The organism is Bacteroides sp. PHL 2737, from assembly GCF_004115325.2.
Classification (GTDB): domain Bacteria; phylum Bacteroidota; class Bacteroidia; order Bacteroidales; family Bacteroidaceae; genus Bacteroides; species Bacteroides hominis.
Window position 1 is genome coordinate 1607333 of sequence record NZ_CP040630.1, and the last position, 18240, is coordinate 1625572.

Below are 18240 nucleotides of genomic sequence, written 5' to 3' on the forward strand. Positions count from 1 at the left end.
TTTTACCATAGACATTTTATTAGGGAAGCGTAGGTTCAACTGGCAAGTACAAATAAGTAGAAATGTTTGAACAACACCGTTTTAGGAAGTTGAAAAATCAAGTTTCTCTCTCGGTATAGCGTTTATTTTGGCCAATATCTTCTTTAGTTTAGCATTTGTGTATTTCCCATTCGTGTTCTATTTAGCTCCTTATTATGAGTATGTAGCAAGTTACTTATCAAATTCAGCCTCTTTGAGGGTCAAATATGGTTTTGCAAATGGTGACTGACAAGACATAAACAAGGTCAGCAGGAATTTTTTACATAAATGGACATGAATGTATATAACCTAAAATAAGAATAAATTTTAATAAGGGCTGCCCAAAAAGAAAAAAATGCAGTTGCCATCCTATAGATACTTGCAGAAAGGATAAAATTTACTTTTAGACCTTTTGGGATAGCCCTTATTAATACTTCAGATAAAATTCCTTAGGTTATATTTTCAATCCTTTGGACCGGGTTTCCTCCTTGGCATACAGTCCCGGACGCCCGATTATGACATGGTTGGCAACGATACTATCCGCCGGACTGCGTATCTGCGGCGGTGCATTTTCGGGATATTGCGCCTGCCTGTTCCTCACATCTTCCGCTTCCGGCTTGAGCTGTTGCCCTTCATTCTCCTTTTCTGCGACTTCGGGCGTGGGTGGCGCAAGCTCCAGCTGAATTTTTCGGTCAAGGGCGGCAAGTTCGGACTTCAACTGCTTCAGCTCGTCCTCCTTCTTCCACACCTTACCCGCTATCTCCTGTAACTGCGGTATCTCCATCTCCAGCACCTCGTTCTTCGCCTTGTACTGGTCGATGATGGAGGGTATCCTCTCCATCGCGTTGAGGAAGTTGCGGGCGGCGGCCAACGGGTCAGCCATCGCCAGATGCCCGTTGTTGTAGGTGTACTTGTAGTTCCCCTCGACCACGAAGCGGTTGTCGGTGAACTCCAATCCCTCTTTGAGTATCCTTTCGCTCACCACCTTTATCGGAAAACCGTAAAGTTCACCGACCTGCGTGTACAACCCTCCGGTCGTGGCATTCTTGGCTATCTCCTGCAAACGCTTTCCGATGACCTTCTCATCGGCGGAATCCACTCCGTCCACCTTTATTATATTAAGGCGGTTGCCCTCCTTGTCGGTCTGCACCACCGACAGGAAGCGGTTCCAGTCCTCCGTCATGGCATCTATGAAAGCCGTGTTGTTGCGCAACTCGCCGGTCTTTGACTCCAGCTTGAACTCCGAATCACGCTTGCCCTTGTTGAACGACTTGCGTTCCCCTTCGAGCGATGCGATCCGCTTTTCCAGTTTCGCCTTGTCCAACAGGTCGGTATTGCCGGAGAGCAACGCCATGTATTCCGAGAAATTCATGCCCGATTTTTCGTCCATTGCCCCCTCGTCGATGGTACGCGCACCCATCGCACCGCTTTTGAGCTGGCTTATGAAAGTCTGCTTGCAGTGCAGGAGGTTGAACTTGTAGCTGTCCAGTGACTTCTCCACCGCGTAGATGATTACATCCACGTTGTTCCCGGCGAAATGTTTGGCAATCTCATTACCTGCCCTAACTCCGCGTCCGTCACGCTGTTGCAAGTCGGACGGTCGCCACGGCGTATCGAGATGATGGATAGCCACACACCGTTTCTGGGCGTTCACACCCGTTCCGAGCATAGAGGTAGAGCCGAACAGCACACGCACCGTCCCGGCGTTCATGGCGTCTATCACCGCCTTCCGCGCCTTGTCGGTCTTGCACTCCTGAATGAAGCGCACCTCGCTTGGCGGTATACCGTAGTCCTCCGTCAGTTTGCGCTTGATTTCCGAATAGACGTTCCACCCGTCGCCCGGCTGGTATGTCCCCAAATCAGAGAAAACGAACTGCGTGCCTTTCTGGGCGTCGTATTTTTGATAATACTCCGCGATCATCTTGGCACAGTGACTCGCTTTGTTGTCGGGATGATCTTCGTAATTCGGGTCTATCATGCGCATGTCGAGTGCCATTTTCCGGGCATAGTCCGTGGCGATGAGCATCTTCGCCTTTTCTTCCGTTTCCGAAAGCGGCAGCCTGCCCAACAAGGTGGCATCGCCCGTCTTGGCGAACTGCATCAGTTTCTGTATGAAGTCCTCCTGTTCCGGCGTGGGCGGTATATGGTGCAGTATCTCGTTCTTGGCAGGACGGTCAACGCCCACATCCTCCGCCGTGCGGTAGTCCGTGATTTCATTATAGAAGGCGGCAAGCTCCGGCACTTTGATGAAGTAGCGGAAACGCTCCTTCTGGACCACATTGTTCGTCACGTTAAATTCAAAATCCGTCGTCTTCTTGGCAAATATCGCCGCCCAAGCGTCGAAACACCTTATGTCCTGCCGTTCCAGCTCCTTCGGGCGCAGGTACTTGAACAGCAGGTACAATTCAGTCAGTGAGTTGCTGATAGTCGTGCCGGAGAGGAAGGTCGCACCCAAGTCTTTTCCTGTGCGCTCCTGTATGGTGCGTATGGCAAAGAGCATGTTAAGTGCCTTCTGGCTTCCCTCGCTGTTTCCCAATCCCGCCACACGGTCGTGGCGCGTGTTGAAAGTCAGATTCTTGAACTGGTGGCTCTCATCTATGAAGATGTGGTCGATGCCCATCTGCTTGAAATCCACCACGTCGTCCGTGCGTGACTTTATGGCGTGTTCCACCTTCTCCAGCTTCGCTTCAAGGTTGTGCTTGCGCTTCTCCAATCCTTTCAGCATCGCCCGCGACACGTTCTTTCCCTGCTGCCGTAGCACTTCGAGGTTTTCCTCCACCGTGTCAAGCTCTGCTTGCAGGATGCGCTGCTGCAATTCCGGCGACTGCGGTATCTTGCCGAACTGGTCGTGCGACATGATGACGCAATCGTAGTCGTTGTTCTTTATATTATTGAAGAAGCGCACACGGTTGGCGGTCGAAAAGTCCTTCTCCGAAGCGTACAGAATACGTGCGTTGGGATATGCCGCCTGATAGGTGGCTGCAATCTCCGCAACGTTGGCTTTCAGCCCGATAATCATCGGCTTGTGTGCCAAATTCAGACGCTTCATCTCATGCGCGGCGATGCACATTATCAGCGTCTTACCGGTTCCCACCTCGTGGTCGCAAATTCCGCCGCCGTTCTGTTTCAACATCCAGACGCAATCCATCTGTGAGGGATAGACGCTCTTGATACCCCGGCTTGCCAGCCCTTTCAGGTTGAGGTCGGGAAAGGTCTGATGGGAGCCGTCGTAGCGCGGGCGCACGAAACAGTTGAACTTGCGGTTATACATCGTCACAAGCCGCTCCTTGAACTGCGGCGACTGCTCTTCGAGCCATTCGGAGAAGCCGTTTCGTATCTCGTCAATCTTGGCGTTGGCGAGTTGTATTCCCTCGCTGTCGCGCATCTTGATGTCGTTGCCATGCTCGTCCTTGCCGATGGACTTCATCATGTCAGGGCAGGTGTTGTGCAGGGCGTGTTTTAGGAGGTGCATACCGTCATAGTTCCGGTAATACCCCTTCACCAGAAACTCGTCCGTGATTTTCATGGTGCGGTAGCCGCACACCACCGAAAACTCGTCCATGCTTGCGGAATAGGCGATTTTCACCTCCGTGTCGAACAGCCGGCTCATGTAGGCGGCATAGACACCCGTCGGAATCCAGCGTTCCCCGAAATTGAAGTCCAGATCCTCGAAGGCGATGCGCTGCGGCTCGGCATCTTTCAGAGCCTCCAACGCCTGCTTCACCTCCGGCATACGCTCATTTTCGGGATTGTCACCCATCCATGCCTCTATGCGTTCCGCTTTCTCTATGACATTTCCGGCGATGAAACGGTCTTTGATTTCGTAACCGGTCACGAGCGGATTGTAGTAGATGCGCCCTTGCAGGGCAGTGAGCAAATCCTCCGCCGTGCTGTCGGTTATCTCCCGCATATAGTCGAGATTGACCGTACCATATTTGTTGAGCGACGCAGACAGGGCTTCTTCGGGAGAGCCTACGTTGGCATGGCTCTCCACCGCGAAGGAAACAGGATGCTCGAAGATGTCCGCCTTGACGAACTTTCCGTTTTCCATCCGTTCCAGCGAAAGGATGTCGCGCCCGCCCGCATCCATCATCACTAACTTCACGTTCTGCTTGGCGTTGAGGTTGCCGTAGCGCATGACAAACTCATCGTAACAGGTATTCAGATGCTCTCGCCACGGAACATTTGCCTCGCGCCGGAGCGATTCATAACGGTACAGACGCTCGTAGGCGTCACGCAGCGACACATACAACAACGCCTTTTCCTTCTGGTATCCTTTCAGGTCGAGCGGCTGGAATGTCGCCCCGTATGGCGTGATGTCTTTCAGGTAGCCGATGTTATGACGCCCCCGGTCAGCCACCAGCGACCCTTCGCGCAGGTGCATCTCCGGCGTGCGGTGGTAGGCACGCGGAGAAAGGTCCACGACTTCCTCCTTCGGCTTTTCCGCTTCGATGTCGGGGAAAAGGAAAGTCCCCACCGCTTCCGATGGGGTATCTGTAACGGCAGGTGCGGCGACTGCCTCCGGCTGTGTTTCCTCCTGTCGTGGCTGCTCACGGGAAGTTTCCGGCACGGCTTTCACTTCCGTCTTTTCCGCCACTTGTTTCTCGTTATGCTGCCTTGCCAGTTCCCGAAGTTCTTTCCTACGCTCCGGCGTCAAACCCATCATCATTTCATAGAAACCGTTGATGGGAGGATTGGTATCCCAGTCCAGTGTGGCATAGATGTCGTCCGGGTCGGCAGGCTTGGCGGTGTTCTCCGCTTTCACCTCCTTATTCTCCATTGCGGGTTTTGCAGTTGGAGCTGTCGGTGTAACCGTGACTTTCGGTTTGGGCGGAGTGGACTTTGCCGTAACTGCCTTTTTCACCGTCTTTTTCTTTTTGGAGGTTTTCGGTTGGCTGACCTCTTCCGTCATCCCCCAGAGGTCAAGCAGGGTGAGCTGCACGCCTGCGGAATATTGCGGGCGCGGTTCTATCTCCGGCTTTTCATCTGCGGGTTGCGGCTTTTCTGTCGGAGTTTCCACCGTCTGCGCCGAGGATACTGTTTCCAATTTTATGGCAGGACGCTCTACTTTATTTTGAACGGCAACTTTTTCTTCCGTTCCTGCCTGCCGGATTGAACCCGAATACAAGCGCATGGCAAGCCTGTAATGGAAATCCTCGTCGAGCATACGGCGCAAATCCCCGGCGATGCCTGCTGCCTTGCCCTCGTGCAGATAAACCATAGCGGGCTTCCCGTAGGGGTCTGTGTCAAGTTTCGCCATCGTATGCACGATGCGTTCCGGGTGGTGGATGAAATAGGCGTTGTCGGTCAGGGCGGTTTTCGTGTCCGTCTGTATCACGGTCATCAGCCGCTCGTCCTGCGACATTTCCTTCTTGCTGAGGTTCTTTTGCAGGACAATCAGGTCACTGCCCACCTCCGTGCCCGCGTTGTCCGTGAACAGGTTGTTGGGCAGGCGTATCGCGGATACCAGATTGGCCTGACTGAACAGCTCGTTACGCACGGAGGTCTTGGTGCTATTCAATACCCCTTGCGAGGTGATGAACGCCACGATACCGCCGTCACGCACGGCATCCAGTCCTTTGAGAAAGAAATAGTTGTGGATGGTTTTCTGGGCGGAGCGTCTGCCGAAAGAGTCGCTCCGCTGAAACTCCGCGTCGAACACGGCAATGTCACCGAACGGAATGTTGGACACCGCCAAGTCGAAATAATTGTTGAACGGTCTTTCGATTTTCTCAAAACCGCAGGTGCGCATTTTCTGGTCGGGATAGAGATGCCTCAAGATTGTACCCGTGAGCAGATCCTTCTCGAAAGCCATCACATCCGCATTGGGGCTGTGCCGCAGCATGGAATCCACGAACACGCCGACACCTGCCGACGGTTCGAGCATACGGGCGGGGCGGACGCTGTAATCTGCCAGCACGTCCGCGATGGTGTCGGTTATCTCTTTGGGGGTGTAGAAAGCGGTCAGCACGGACGCTTTCAGCGAATCCACAAACCGCTTGTACTCTGTTTCGTCCTTGCTGTTCTCACGGATAAGCCTGTGCAGCTCCACCGTCGGGGCGAACAGTTCGAGGTCGGATTTCGCCCACCGGACGGCATCCGTCAGTTCCTTTGCAGGGTTGAGGATACATTTCAGACCGCCGAAACCGCAGTACCTTTGAAGTATGGCACGCTCTTCGGTTGTCGCTGTCCTATTTTCCCTGTCAAGGATGAATGCCGTCCGTATCGCCTCGATGTTGTCCCGCAGTTTCTGTTTGCGGTTAAACGCCATATTCGTCTAAGTAAAGGACGGTTGCTCCCGTCAGCTCCGTGTAGAGCAGGTCGTAATCGGAAGACAGGGCGAAATTGTCATCCGAGAGGTCATAGACGGAGAACACGTTGCCGACAAGCGGCAGCAGTTTCAGGACAAAGGCTTCACGCTTCTCTTCCGGCACTTCATCGGCAAACTCGTTTTCCACGACTTCGCGGAGGATGGCGTAACGGGAATAATGCAGCCCGCGCAGCAGCGTGTCCATCGCCAGTTCCTGCGCACCATCGGCGGGATAGCCTTCAAGCCGTGCCCTCTCATACGTTTCGGCGGCACGGTCGGCCCGTTCCCGTATGAAAGCGGTGTCGTCAGCCTGTTCAAACTTGTTCGTGCGGAGATAGTCCAGCAGGTACAGACCGTAATAGGAAAAGTCGGTCTGACCCTCGTTTTTCTTCTTGTTGTTCATTACTTTGGATTTAGCGGATTGATAATTAACGGGATAATCGGTTGGAAAAAGGAAGAAAAAGGCACTCGGTATCCCTCCGAGTGCCACCACTAAATCCAAAGTATGAGTGTAATCCGGTATCGAAGAACAATTCATTACTCTGAACAAGTGGCAAAGTTAATACTATTTCTTCCGTCCTGAAAATTTCTTGTCCTTTTTAGCCTCCGGGAACACAAAAGTCGTGTTATATTCCCCGTCAAAGGCGACAACAGCATCGAAACTCTTGCCCTGTTTGCTCTTGAACCCTTTGAGCAGCTTGGTATGCCCTTCGGTGAGCAGGTCTTTGATTTCATCGTCGGACAGGGTGCGTCCCGCTTTCAGCCGGAACACGGGCAGTCCGCACTCCGTGTTGTCGCAGCGTACCACCTTGCCGTAGAACCGCATCCTGCCCGTGCCACACTTGGGACACGCGCAGCCGGAGTCACGGCTGCCGAAGAGCTTGTCGCACGAGATCAGTTCGGAGGTTATCTCACGTGTGTACGCCTCTATCTCCTTGCGGAAGGTGTCGTCGGACAGTTCCCCGCGCTCGATACGCGCCAGCTCCTTTTCCCATTCGCCCGTCATGGCAACATCGGCGATGCGCATCGTCTTGACGACGGAATTGAGGGCAAGTCCTTTTTCGGTGGGAACAAGCGACTTCTTGCAGCGTTCCATGTAACCGCGCTTGAAAAGCGTTTCGATGATGGAGGCGCGTGTGGCGGGAGTACCGATGCCACAGTCCTTCATCGCCTGCCGCAGTGCGTCGTCCTCAATTTCCTTGCCCGCCGTTTCCATTGCCGAGAGCAGGGTGGCTTCGGTATGCAGCGGCTTGGGTTTGGTCTTTCCTTCGGTAATGGACGAGCCTTTCGGTGTCAGCGTGTCGCCTTCCTGCCAGCCGGGGATGGTAATTTCCTCTTTTTCCTCGCCATAGACGGCACGCCATCCGGTTTGCTTCACGACGCTGCCTTTTACGGTAAACTCCACTCCGGCACATTCCGCCGTGACAGTGGTCACATCCTTGACGCATTTCTCAGAGAATGCCTCGACCATGCGCCCGGCAATCATCTGATAGATGGTATTGTCCTCTTTGGAGAGGAAGAGCGGTTTCTCACCCGTGACGAGCAGGGCATGGTGGTCTGTCACCTTGCCGTCGTCCACGCTGCGGCGTGTCGGGGCGGCTTTTGCCCGCACCTTGTCTTTCCATTCGGGCTGTGTGCCGATGAAAGCGAGCAGTTTGGGAATTTCGGCAAACACGTCTTCGGGGATGTAGCGGCTTCCCGTTCTCGGATAGGTTATCAACTTCTTTTCGTAGAGTTTCTGCGCGATTTCAAGCGTCTGTTCCGCCGTGAAGCCGTGCTTGGCGTTGGCTTCTTTCTGGAGCGTGGTCAGGTCGTAGAGCAAGGGAGTTTCCTCCGTCTTCTCCTTGCGCTCGGCTTTCGTGACAGTGGCGCAACCTGCCGCCTTTACCTTATTATATAGTTCCATCGCCGGTTCTTTCTCTTTCCATTTCTCGGAGGATGAGAATTTCACGACTTCGCCGTCGCAACCGTCCGTTGCGATATGGAGCTGCCAGAATGCTTCGGACGTAAAGCGGCGGTTCTCCCAGTAGCGTTCACATACCATAGCCAACGTTGGTGTCTGCACCCGCCCCACGGAATACGTGCCGTGTCCGGCGGCGATGGATAACGCCTGTGTGCCGTTGATGCCCACGAGCCAGTCGGATTCGCTCCGCGCTTTGGCGGCGAGGTAGAGGTTGTCGTATTTGCTGCCGTCTTCGAGTTTCCGCAGTCCCTCGCGGATAGCTTTGTCGGTGAGAGAGCTGATCCACAGGCGCACGAAAGGAGTGGTGCAACCCGTATAGTGGTAGAGGTAGCGGAAGATAAGCTCTCCCTCGCGTCCGGCATCGGTCGCCACGATGATATGTTCGCTTGTGTCGAACAGTCTTTTGATGACTTTTATCTGCGACACCACGCCGCTGTCGGGCTTGTAACCTTTCTCCGTCCTGACCTGACGGGGGACGAGCGTGAATGTGTCGGGAATAATCGGGAGGTTGTCACGGACAAATCCGCGCACGCCGTAGCCGTCGGGCATGGCAAGCTGAACGAGGTGTCCGAATGCCCATGTCACGGCATAACCGCCTCCCTCGAAATATCCTTCCTCTCTCTTTGTCGCGCCCACGATGCGGGCGATTTCACGTGCCACGGAGGGCTTTTCTGCAATGATTGTCTTCATGTCTTCTTCTTTTTTGTTGATACTTTGGATTTTATTTTGGATTCAGTGGCGGACACGGGATTACATTTTCATGCCCTTGCCCGTTTTCTTCTGCGGCTTCTCCTGCTGCTGTTGCTGGCGGGCGTCCTTCGGGTTGGTCTGACCTTTCTGCAACGGCTCTCTCAGATTCTTTGTAGCCTCGTTGGTCTTGCCATCGTTGTTCACCGCCACCTGCGTGCGGCTCTCGTTGGACGGAGCAACCTGCTGTGCATTGTCAGGGTTCGTGTCGTAGCGGTACGGGCGTCCCTTCTCCGGGTTGAACTTGATATACATCGTGGCATGGAAGCCCTGCTTGTCGGTCACGTTCTCCAGCTTCACGGCTTTACCCGCCACATAGTCGGCTTTCTGCTGGTCGGTGAAGCTCACGCCGCTCCATTTGCTGATGGGGCGGATGCTGCCGTCCTCGTTCGTCCACGTGTTGCGGCGTTGCTCCTTCTTGGTCTGTGCGGCATTTTCCCCGCCCTGCGCCTGACTTTTCGATGTGTCGCCTTTGGTTTCCTGTGTCTGTGCGGTACGGGGCGACTTGCCGGTTCCCGGCACGAACTCCACGCCGCGCTGCTCCACGTTCACTTGCAGGGTGGTGACGAACTTTCTGCCGTCGTTGCGCTCGATGAGCTTGTCGCGTACGGGCAGTCCGGCGCGGAGCATGTCCCGCTCCTGCGTGGTGATTTCCGTCTTGCCGATGCGCTCCGGGATGCGCACCCTGCTTGCCGGAATGTCCGTGATTTCATTCGTCTTGCGGTCGATGCTGATGTAGGAGGGGATGATCTCGCCCGTTTCCCTGTCCACAATGTCCACGACCCTACCGAGATTGCCCGTTTCGCGGAGGTTCTTCCGGTCATTGTCGGAGAATTTGTGTTCCTTGTACTCATCCAGCTTCTGCTCCTTGCGGATGAAGTGCGGCACGAGGCTGATGTTTCCCTCACCGTCCTTCTTGAAGGAGAGGCGGGCGTCCAGCTCGAATGATTCGCCGCCGAAGGTCGGTTTGACCTTTACCAAGTCGGACTTGCCATAGTTGAGCATCTTCGTAAGGTCGCCGGACTTTTCAAGGTTGTCCCGCTTTACGCCCCATCTGTCCTCCAGCTCCTGCCAGTTGATTTTACTCTCGTCGATGGGCTGGTAGCCACGTTTGCCCTGCATCTGTTCGGATTTGTCCTGTTGCTGTTCTTTCCGTTGTTCCATGTTCTCCTGTTTTTGAGGTTCTTGTTTCTCTGTCTGTTGTGCTGCCATCTCTTCCTGCACCTTCTTCTCATAGTCGGAGGTGTCCACCTTGTGAGGGGCGAGCAGCTCCTTGTTCGCTTCGGGGTCTTTCAGCAGTTGCTTCATCACCTCTAAGAGATTTTCAGCTTGGTCTGCCGCAATGCGGTAGAAACCGAAGCGGCTGGGCTCCTTGCACTGCCGGAAGAAGTTCTTGAAGAAGTTGTCCAGCACGTCGCCATGTCGGTCGAATTGCAGGAAACTCTGCGCGTTCTCCGCTTTTGCGGGGGTGCGCTTGGGTGTGCCGTCCGCGTTCAGCCCGGCTACCACGCTGATCTCGCCTGTCTTCTCGTCACGGACTACCAGCACGTCCTTTTCGTCTTTTTTCTTTGCCATCTGAAAAATGTTTTAATGGGTTATTTATGAAAGAAATTATGGATACGAGCCTTGTAGAAGGCTATATCTTCCTTTTTGAAGTCCTTGATATGGTTGGAAAGGAATGTCAGCACGTCCTCCTCGCTGTAATAGGTCTTCTTGCCCAGCGTCTTGTAGGGCAATGCGCCTACGCTGCGGTAGCGTTGGAGGGTGCGTTTGCTTATCTGGAGCAACATGCACAAATCCTGATTGTCGAAAAGGCGGATGCTTTCCGTGATAGTGGGCTGTTTCCCCTCAGCCTTCATCGCCAGCAGCAGTTCGTCCTGACGGTCGAGCCGTTCCATCAGCTTCTGCATCCAGCCCTCGAAGTTGTTTCGTGTGAGCAGTTCCATGACCTATGTCCTCCTTCCTTTTGGTTTGCCGCCCGTGCGCAGCGTGTGGTTGTGGAACAGGGTGTCTATTGTCCCTTCCTCGTTCCTTACTGTGTTGTCCTCCAATAGCCGCAGTATCTCGGAAAGGCGGTAGCGGCAGCTTCCGCGTACCACCACATACTCGATACGGTGGTCGGTGCGCATACGCTGCATGGTGCGCTTGCTCACGTTGAGCATCTTCGCCGCCTGTGCCGTGTCAAGCAGCTTGTCTTCGGTTTCCCGCTTCCGTTTCTTCTCGTCCCTTGCCTCGCGGATGTACCCTGCGATGTTCGCAATCTGCGCCATCATCTCCTTGTAGGCGGAACTTTCCATTGTTATCACTTTCATGTTCAGTCCTTTCTTTTTGTTTCTGCGACAAAATTCGGCAATAAACAAAAGGGGCTTTAACAACTCACTACGTGACTCACGTAAGATTTTTGCGGAAGATGGCTCCGTAACCCGGTCAAACGGCGCAACAGGCAGCCTTTCAGCGGAAAACGATACGTCTTGTATGCCGTTTCGTTACCTTTGCGGCAAACTCTAAATGACATGAATATGGAAATAGTATCTATCGAGAAAAAGACTTTCGAGATGATGGTGGCGGCATTCGGCGCACTCTCGGAGAAGGTCGCCGCCCTGAGGCGCAAAAGCGACACGGGGCGCATGGAAAGATGGCTCACGGGCGAGGAGGTCTGCGGGCAGTTGAGAATAAGCCCGCGCACGTTGCAGACGCTGCGTGACAGGCGGCTTATCGGCTACTCGCAGATAAACCGCAGGTTCTATTACAAGCCAGAGGAGGTGAAGCGGCTGATACCGCTTGTCGGCACGCTCTATCCGCACGGCAGATGATTTGATTTATTCACCCACTGAATCCGAAGTTATGATGAACGAGAACAACGATGTTTTTACGATGGAAGACGAGCCGATAGCCTCTGTGGTGCAGGATATGCGCAAAGGCTCGAAATGGCTGTCCGCATTTCTGGAAAGCTACCGTCCTCCGCTGGACGGGGAACGTTACCTGACGGACGGCGAGGTGTCGGAACTGCTCCGTGTGAGCCGGCGCACCTTGCAGGAATACCGCAACAACCGCGTGTTGCCCTTCATACTTTTGGGAGGGAAGGTGCTTTACCCGGAAACGGGGCTGCGCGGGGTACTGGAAGCGAACTACCGCAAGCCGCTGGAGTGAGGCGGTTTCATGAAAAAGTAAACGGGTGACACCTTTTGTGGTGCTACCCGTTTACTTGTCTTATGGGGTATGTGCAATCAGCAATACCCGGCTTTTCCGTTCTGTATGAACATCACGTATGTCTGCCGTTTCTCTTGTGAGAGTGCCTTTCCCACCAGCCATGTGCGGAACAGGTGGGTGTTGTAGGTATTCACCCTGAAAGCGACCGGGATGATGATTTCAAGGGCGTACACGTCCGCGTGCAGCCCGTTTTCAAGCTGCATGTAGCGGCACACCTCGTAGTCGTTCAGCACGTCCGACTTGCGGACGGCTCTGATGGCGGCGTTCACTGCCGGGACGGTCGTATGGAACAATCCGGCTATTTCGGTGGCGGTCATCCACACGTCGTTACCGGTTACGCTGACTGCCTTGTCCTCGATGATGATTGTGTCACGTTTCATGGCTTTTCTTTTTAGATGGTGCAACCTGCAAATTCCTCGACGCCGTTCAATCTTGCGGCAAGGTTCTCCATGTCCTGATTGAGCTTCTCTTTGGTTATCTTTGCGTAAATCTGCGTCGTCTTTATGCTCTTGTGTCCGAGCATGGAGCTGACCGTTTCGATGGGAACACCGTTGGAGAGGAATATCGTCGTGGCTGCCGTGTGGCGGCTCTGATGCCACGTGATATGCTTGGTGATGCCGCAACGCTTGGCGACGGCACGGATACCGGCAAGGCACGTGTTATAATGCGGAACGGGAAATATCCTGCCGTCCCCGCACAGTCCCCGGTATTTGCCGATTATGCGGTTGGCGATGTCGAGCAGGCGGATGTTGGACACCACGCCCGTTTTCTGGCGGTTGATGTTTATCCACTCGTGTTCGTCGAAGTAGGTGCGGATATTCTCTTCCGTAAGGTTGCGCATATCCGCGAACGACAGCCCCGTGAAGGCGCAGAACAGGTAGAGGTCGCGGTACAATTCCTGTTTGGCGTTTTTCAGTTTCCCCTCCATCAGCAGGCGGATCTCATCTTTGGTCAGGAAACTGCGTGTTGTTTCCTCCTTCTTGATTTCATACTCGCGGAACGGGTCGCGCGTCAGCCACTCGTTGTTGATGGCGATGAATACCATCGTCCGTAACGGGCAGACGTACAGCCACACGGTATTGGTGCAGCAGTGCTTGTCCGTGCGCAGGAACATCTCGAAGTCGGAGATGAAAGCCGGGGTAAGCTCTTTTAGGGCGATGTCCTTCACATGGTAGCGGATGTCGAGGAACTCTTGCATGTGCTTGTAAACGGTGCGGTACTTCAGCAGCGTGCCTTTGGCTTTCATGCCTGCCTCCACCTGCTTCTCGTAGTCCTCGTTGTGCTGGCGGAACACCTGCATCAGCGTGTGGTAGCGGTGTTCCAGTCCGAGAAAGGCGTTCTTCACCTTCTCCGCCGTGACGAAGTTGTCACGCTCCATGATTTCCTGATAATGCCTGTTGATGCGTACCCGCATCTTGTCAAGCATACGGTTCGTTTCGAGTGCCGCCGTGCTTCTGCCCGTGACACGTCCACCTTTGGTGTCCCACAGTTTCGGATCGACAGTCAGTTTGCAGCTGAACTGTGTCTGGCTGCCGTCCACCGTGATGCGTCCCATGACGGGAACTGTCCCGTCCTTTTTCACTACCTGACGCTTGAGGTAGTAGATTACTGAAAATGTACTCTTCATTGTCCTTAATTTTTGGGTTTCAAAATTAGTTGGTGAAGAGTCCGGTGTTGGTACGCAAAACGGGGAGGAACGGCGCAATCTTTTTCCGTAACCTGATTTTTCGCATGAGTTATGGATAACTCACTATTCCTTAGAGCCTTGTTTCGCTATTCGTACCCGTTTGTCGCATTTTCGGGCATGGTTACGAACAAGTAACGTAGCGGCGTCAGGATTTGGCTTCGGCAGGGATTGTAATGGCTTCACGGATTATCGCCACTTCAACCAAAACCCTTGTAACTCAATTCTATCACTATATCTTTCCGCATTTCACTTTTTTGTAGTAACTTTGCACCCCAAAATAATGAGAATGAACTGCGTCACCACTTATATCCGCCAGTCTTTACACCATATTTATCCACCGGGAGAACTCAGGAGCCTCACAAAAATGATTTGTTGTGATCTGCTGGGGCAGGATGCTATTGACTATTATTTGGGCAAAGATATAATTTTATCTGCAAACGAACAGCGTGATTTAGAAAGCATTGTTGAACGGTTGAAGAAAAACGAGCCAATTCAGTATATTCAGGGAAGGGCAAATTTCTACGGATCCATGTTCCGGGTAGCTCCGGGAGTCCTGATCCCTCGTCCCGAAACTGAAGAACTGGTGGATTTAATAGTAAAAGAGTCTGCTACAGGTGTCCGTCTGCTTGATATAGGAACCGGAAGTGGGTGTATTGCTATAAGTTTGTCTAAGCATATTCCTGGAGCGGAGGTTACGGCGTGGGATGTGTCGGAAAATGCACTTGCCATTGCCAGGCAAAACAATCAGGAACTGAAAACTAAAGTGAATTTTGAGAAAGTGGATGTCTTTTCTACGGAGTTTTCTGGAGACAGACGATATGATATTATTGTAAGTAACCCTCCTTATGTGACAGAGAGCGAAAAAAATGAAATGGAACCTAACGTCTTGGATTGGGAGCCCGGTCTGGCTCTGTTTGTTCCGGATAATGATCCTTTATTATTTTACCGGCGTATTGCCTCTTTGGGGAGAGAGATGCTAAGTCTGCATGGTAAACTCTATTTTGAGATAAATCGGGCGTATGGTGAAGAAGTTTTGCAAATGCTTGGCGGAAAGGGATATAGAGACCTTCGTTTGATAAAAGACATATCGGGTAATGATCGAATTGTAACTGCTAAACGATGAATATAATAACAGAGGAAGATGCGTTAAACCGCATGGCTGGCTATTGCTCTGCAGCCGAGCATTGTAAAGCTGAAGTGAGTGAAAAACTACAGAAGTGGGGCTTGCCTTATGAAGCGGTCAATCGGATTATTGATCGGCTTGTGGTTGAGAAGTTTATAGATGAAGAACGTTACTGTAGGGCATTTGTCAATGATAAGTTTCGTTTTGCCAAATGGGGTAAAATGAAGATTGCTCAAGCACTTTACATGAAAAAGATATCTCGTGAAGTGTCTTATAAATACCTGAATGACATTGATCAGGAAGAGTATCTTGCTATTTTGGGAGATTTGATGGCTGCTAAACGTAAAAGTATACACGCTAAAGATGAATTCGAGTTGAATGGGAAGTTGATCCGTTTTGCTATGAGCAGAGGATTTGAAATGGATGATATCCGCCGTTGTGTGCAAGTGGAAGAAGAGTAAGTGACAAATAACAAAAAAATAATACGGCTTCTTCTTTTTAGTCTCGTTCCATTTCCGTATTTTTGCATCCTGTAATTATCATAGTTAGTTTAGTTATGAAAAATTTAGAGAGATTATTCGCCGAGAAGTTGTTGAAGATTAAAGCTATTAAGCTTCAACCGGCAAATCCGTTTACATGGGCTTCCGGATGGAAATCACCGTTTTACTGCGACAACCGTAAAACCCTTTCTTATCCTTCTCTTCGTAGTTTTGTTAAGTTCGAAATTACACGTCTGATTCTGGAACGTTTCGGACAGGTAGATGCCATTGCCGGAGTTGCAACAGGTGCTATTCCTCAAGGTGCTTTGGTAGCTGATGCATTGAATCTTCCGTTCGTGTATGTCCGTTCTACCCCTAAAGACCATGGTTTGGAGAATCTTATCGAAGGCGAACTTCGTCCGGGTATGAAAGTCGTTGTAGTAGAAGATTTAATCTCTACCGGTGGAAGCAGTTTGAAAGCCGTAGAGGCTATCCGTCGGGATGGTTGTGAAGTAATTGGTATGGTAGCTGCCTATACTTACGGATTCCCGGTTGCCGAACAGGCTTTTAAAGATGCTAAAGTACCTTTGGTAACGTTGACTAATTATGAAGCAGTGTTGGATGTTGCATTGCGTACCGGTTACATTGAAGAAGAAGATATTGCAACGTTAAACGAATGGCGCAAGGATCCAGCTCATTGGGAAACCGGAAAATAAGACTGATTTTTTTGATGATTAAAATATAGAAAGAAGGGCCATTCGGACAGAGTTTGTTCGGATTGTTCTTCTTTTTTCTTTATAAGTAAGATAGAATAAGATGACTAAATTTGAGAGTAGTGTCAAGGTAATACCTTATAGCCAGGAACGTGTGTACGATAAACTTGCGGACCTTAGTAACCTGGAATCCATAAAGGACCGTTTACCACAAGACAAAGTGAAAGATATGAGTTTTGATACGGATACACTTAGTTTCAATGTAGATCCGGTGGGACAGCTAACCCTTAAGATTATTGAACGTGAGCCCTGTAAGTGTATTAAATTTGAGACGATTAATTCTCCTCTGCCTTTTAATATGTGGATTCAGATTGTATCTTCAGCCGATGAAGAATGTAAACTTAAAATAACCATTGGGTTGGATATTAATCCATTTATGAAAGCAATGGTACAGAAGCCTTTACAGGAAGGACTGGAGAAGATGGCTGATATGTTATCCATGATACAATATTAAAGAATATGGCACAGAAACTTTGGGAGAAATCTGTTGAGGTAAACAAGGATATAGAACGCTTTACCGTTGGTCGTGACCGTGAGATGGATCTTTATCTTGCTAAACATGATGTACTTGGTTCAATGGCACATATCACTATGCTTGAGAGCATAGGTTTATTGACAAAAGATGAATTATCTTTATTGTTAGCCGAATTGAAAGATATTTATGTTTCTGCCGAGAAAGGAGAATTTGTAATAGAAGAAGGAGTTGAGGACGTTCACTCTCAGGTGGAGTTGATGTTGACTCGTCGGTTGGGAGATGTGGGTAAGAAAATTCATAGTGGTCGTTCACGTAATGACCAGGTATTACTTGACTTAAAGCTTTTTACCCGCACACAGATAAAAGAAGTGGCAGAGGCGGTGGAGCAACTCTTTCATGTTTTAATTCGTCAGAGTGAACAATATAAAGATGTATTAATGCCCGGGTATACTCATTTGCAGATTGCGATGCCCTCGTCATTTGGCCTTTGGTTCGGGGCATATGCCGAAAGTTTGGTGGACGATATGCTCTTTTTGCAAGCTGCATTTAGGATGTGTAACCGTAATCCTTTGGGATCGGCTGCGGGATATGGTTCTTCATTTCCTTTGAATCGTACGATGACTACCCAGTTGCTTGGTTTTGACTCTTTGAACTATAATGTAGTTTATGCTCAAATGGGACGTGGCAAGATGGAGCGTAACGTCGCTTTTGCACTGGCAACAATTGCAGGAACCATTTCAAAATTGGCTTTCGATGCCTGTATGTTCAATAGCCAGAATTTTGGTTTTGTGAAACTGCCGGATGAATGTACTACCGGTTCCAGTATCATGCCGCATAAGAAGAATCCGGATGTGTTTGAATTAACACGAGCTAAATGTAATAAGTTGCAATCTCTCCCACAGCAAATTATGATGATTGCCAATAACCTGCCTTCCGGATATTTTCGTGATCTGCAAATTATCAAGGAGGTTTTCTTGCCGGCTTTTCAAGAACTGAAAGATTGCTTGCAGATGACTACATACATCATGAATGAAATTAAGGTGAATGAACATATTCTTGATGATGATAAATATCTTTTTATCTTTAGTGTAGAAGAAGTGAATCGCCTTGCACGTGAAGGTATGCCTTTTCGGGATGCTTATAAAAAAGTAGGCTTGGATATTGAAGCTGGTAACTTCTCGCATAATAAGAAGGTGCATCATACTCATGAAGGAAGTATTGGTAATCTTTGTAATGATGAGATATCCGCTTTGATGCAAAATGTAGTGGAAGGCTTTAATTTCTACGGCATGGAACAGGCTGAAAAGACCTTGTTAGGGCGTGTTTGATAGATTATTGCTATGTGAAGATAACTTCTATCTTTACATAGCTTTTATGATAAAAATAGTTTTCCGTTTCTTTGAGAATTTTTTCTTTGGAAAAAGTTTGGCAGAAAGCAGGAAACTACTTATCTTT

Annotated in this window: 15 protein-coding genes; 7 read left to right on the forward strand and 8 right to left on the reverse strand. The window is 50.8% G+C overall.

Going from position 1 to position 18240, the window contains the following annotated elements; translation table 11 throughout:
• Nucleotides 1-472 precede the first annotated feature (472 nt).
• Genes DBK98_RS06760 through DBK98_RS06785 form a run of 6 tightly spaced genes read right to left on the reverse strand, consistent with a single transcriptional unit; the run spans nucleotide 473 to nucleotide 11350 of the window.
• The gene (locus DBK98_RS06760; RefSeq protein ID WP_004291462.1) at nucleotides 473-6289 is read right to left on the reverse strand and encodes an N-6 DNA methylase; all 5817 of its coding nucleotides are present in this window, start codon (nucleotides 6287-6289) and stop codon (nucleotides 473-475) included.
• Nucleotides 6279-6866, reverse strand: a complete 588-nt coding sequence (locus tag DBK98_RS06765) for a DUF1896 domain-containing protein (protein WP_004291461.1) — start codon at nucleotides 6864-6866, stop codon at nucleotides 6279-6281. Before DBK98_RS06765 ends, DBK98_RS06760 begins: the two co-directional genes overlap by 11 nt.
• A gap of 27 nt (nucleotides 6867-6893) precedes the next feature.
• Nucleotides 6894-8981: a type IA DNA topoisomerase gene (topB, locus tag DBK98_RS06770; RefSeq protein WP_004291456.1), complete on the reverse strand. Its 2088-nt coding sequence runs from the start codon at nucleotides 8979-8981 to the stop codon at nucleotides 6894-6896.
• A 60-nt stretch (nucleotides 8982-9041) separates the two neighbouring features.
• Nucleotides 9042-10613, reverse strand: a complete 1572-nt coding sequence (locus tag DBK98_RS06775; RefSeq protein ID WP_004291455.1) for a DUF3945 domain-containing protein — start codon at nucleotides 10611-10613, stop codon at nucleotides 9042-9044.
• A 20-nt stretch (nucleotides 10614-10633) separates the two neighbouring features.
• The gene (locus tag DBK98_RS06780) at nucleotides 10634-10984 is read right to left on the reverse strand and encodes a helix-turn-helix domain-containing protein (RefSeq protein WP_004291454.1); all 351 of its coding nucleotides are present in this window, start codon (nucleotides 10982-10984) and stop codon (nucleotides 10634-10636) included.
• A gap of 3 nt (nucleotides 10985-10987) precedes the next feature.
• A complete protein-coding gene (locus DBK98_RS06785) occupies nucleotides 10988-11350 on the reverse strand; it encodes a helix-turn-helix domain-containing protein (protein WP_004304264.1) in 363 nt (120 codons plus the stop codon).
• 201 nt (nucleotides 11351-11551) lie between these two features.
• Here DBK98_RS06785 and DBK98_RS06790 point away from each other — a divergent pair, with 201 nt between their 5' ends.
• On the forward strand, nucleotides 11552-11851 hold the full coding sequence (locus tag DBK98_RS06790; protein ID WP_004291426.1) for a helix-turn-helix domain-containing protein: 300 nt from the start codon (nucleotides 11552-11554) through the stop codon (nucleotides 11849-11851).
• A 31-nt stretch (nucleotides 11852-11882) separates the two neighbouring features.
• Nucleotides 11883-12188: a helix-turn-helix domain-containing protein gene (locus DBK98_RS06795; RefSeq protein WP_004291424.1), complete on the forward strand. Its 306-nt coding sequence runs from the start codon at nucleotides 11883-11885 to the stop codon at nucleotides 12186-12188.
• Nucleotides 12189-12265: 77 nt separating this feature from the next.
• Here DBK98_RS06795 and DBK98_RS06800 read toward each other — a convergent pair whose 3' ends face one another.
• Nucleotides 12266-12628, reverse strand: coding sequence for a hypothetical protein (locus DBK98_RS06800; protein ID WP_004291423.1), 363 nt, complete (start codon nucleotides 12626-12628; stop codon nucleotides 12266-12268).
• Between the two features lie 11 nt (nucleotides 12629-12639).
• The gene (locus tag DBK98_RS06805; RefSeq protein WP_004291422.1) at nucleotides 12640-13875 is read right to left on the reverse strand and encodes a site-specific integrase; all 1236 of its coding nucleotides are present in this window, start codon (nucleotides 13873-13875) and stop codon (nucleotides 12640-12642) included.
• A gap of 346 nt (nucleotides 13876-14221) precedes the next feature.
• Here DBK98_RS06805 and prmC point away from each other — a divergent pair, with 346 nt between their 5' ends.
• The 5 genes from prmC (at nucleotide 14222) to argH (ending at nucleotide 18113) form a co-directional block, all read left to right on the forward strand.
• Nucleotides 14222-15058, forward strand: a complete 837-nt coding sequence (gene prmC, locus DBK98_RS06810; RefSeq protein WP_022011450.1) for a peptide chain release factor N(5)-glutamine methyltransferase — start codon at nucleotides 14222-14224, stop codon at nucleotides 15056-15058.
• Nucleotides 15055-15519, forward strand: coding sequence for a regulatory protein RecX (locus DBK98_RS06815; protein ID WP_005778936.1), 465 nt, complete (start codon nucleotides 15055-15057; stop codon nucleotides 15517-15519). The genes prmC and DBK98_RS06815 overlap by 4 nt, the downstream gene beginning before the upstream one ends.
• Before the next feature lie 95 nt (nucleotides 15520-15614).
• Nucleotides 15615-16253 carry an orotate phosphoribosyltransferase gene (gene pyrE, locus DBK98_RS06820; RefSeq protein ID WP_005810767.1) on the forward strand — a complete coding sequence of 213 codons (639 nt, stop codon included), beginning with the start codon at nucleotides 15615-15617 and terminating at the stop codon, nucleotides 16251-16253.
• A 100-nt stretch (nucleotides 16254-16353) separates the two neighbouring features.
• A complete protein-coding gene (locus tag DBK98_RS06825) occupies nucleotides 16354-16764 on the forward strand; it encodes an SRPBCC family protein (protein WP_005778931.1) in 411 nt (136 codons plus the stop codon).
• 5 nt (nucleotides 16765-16769) lie between these two features.
• Complete coding sequence (gene argH / locus DBK98_RS06830) at nucleotides 16770-18113, forward strand: argininosuccinate lyase (RefSeq protein WP_032531760.1); 1344 nt, start codon at nucleotides 16770-16772, stop codon at nucleotides 18111-18113.
• Nucleotides 18114-18240: the final 127 nt, after the last annotated feature.

Excerpts from the sequence above, each read along its gene's own strand:
- topB (WP_004291456.1), bottom strand. The coding sequence starts at position 8,981 with ATGAAGACAATCATTGCAGAAAAGCCCTCCGTGGCACGTGAAATCGCC.
- DBK98_RS06825 (WP_005778931.1), top strand. The coding sequence starts at position 16,354 with ATGACTAAATTTGAGAGTAGTGTCAAGGTAATACCTTATAGCCAGGAA.
- DBK98_RS06760 (WP_004291462.1), bottom strand. The coding sequence starts at position 6,289 with ATGGCGTTTAACCGCAAACAGAAACTGCGGGACAACATCGAGGCGATA.
- pyrE (WP_005810767.1), top strand. The coding sequence starts at position 15,615 with ATGAAAAATTTAGAGAGATTATTCGCCGAGAAGTTGTTGAAGATTAAA.
- DBK98_RS06780 (WP_004291454.1), bottom strand. The coding sequence starts at position 10,984 with ATGGAACTGCTCACACGAAACAACTTCGAGGGCTGGATGCAGAAGCTG.
- DBK98_RS06795 (WP_004291424.1), top strand. The coding sequence starts at position 11,883 with ATGATGAACGAGAACAACGATGTTTTTACGATGGAAGACGAGCCGATA.
- argH (WP_032531760.1), top strand. The coding sequence starts at position 16,770 with ATGGCACAGAAACTTTGGGAGAAATCTGTTGAGGTAAACAAGGATATA.
- prmC (WP_022011450.1), top strand. The coding sequence starts at position 14,222 with ATGAACTGCGTCACCACTTATATCCGCCAGTCTTTACACCATATTTAT.
- DBK98_RS06805 (WP_004291422.1), bottom strand. The coding sequence starts at position 13,875 with ATGAAGAGTACATTTTCAGTAATCTACTACCTCAAGCGTCAGGTAGTG.
- DBK98_RS06765 (WP_004291461.1), bottom strand. The coding sequence starts at position 6,866 with ATGAATTGTTCTTCGATACCGGATTACACTCATACTTTGGATTTAGTG.
- DBK98_RS06790 (WP_004291426.1), top strand. The coding sequence starts at position 11,552 with ATGAATATGGAAATAGTATCTATCGAGAAAAAGACTTTCGAGATGATG.
- DBK98_RS06775 (WP_004291455.1), bottom strand. The coding sequence starts at position 10,613 with ATGGCAAAGAAAAAAGACGAAAAGGACGTGCTGGTAGTCCGTGACGAG.
- DBK98_RS06800 (WP_004291423.1), bottom strand. The coding sequence starts at position 12,628 with ATGAAACGTGACACAATCATCATCGAGGACAAGGCAGTCAGCGTAACC.
- DBK98_RS06785 (WP_004304264.1), bottom strand. The coding sequence starts at position 11,350 with ATGAAAGTGATAACAATGGAAAGTTCCGCCTACAAGGAGATGATGGCG.
- DBK98_RS06815 (WP_005778936.1), top strand. The coding sequence starts at position 15,055 with ATGAATATAATAACAGAGGAAGATGCGTTAAACCGCATGGCTGGCTAT.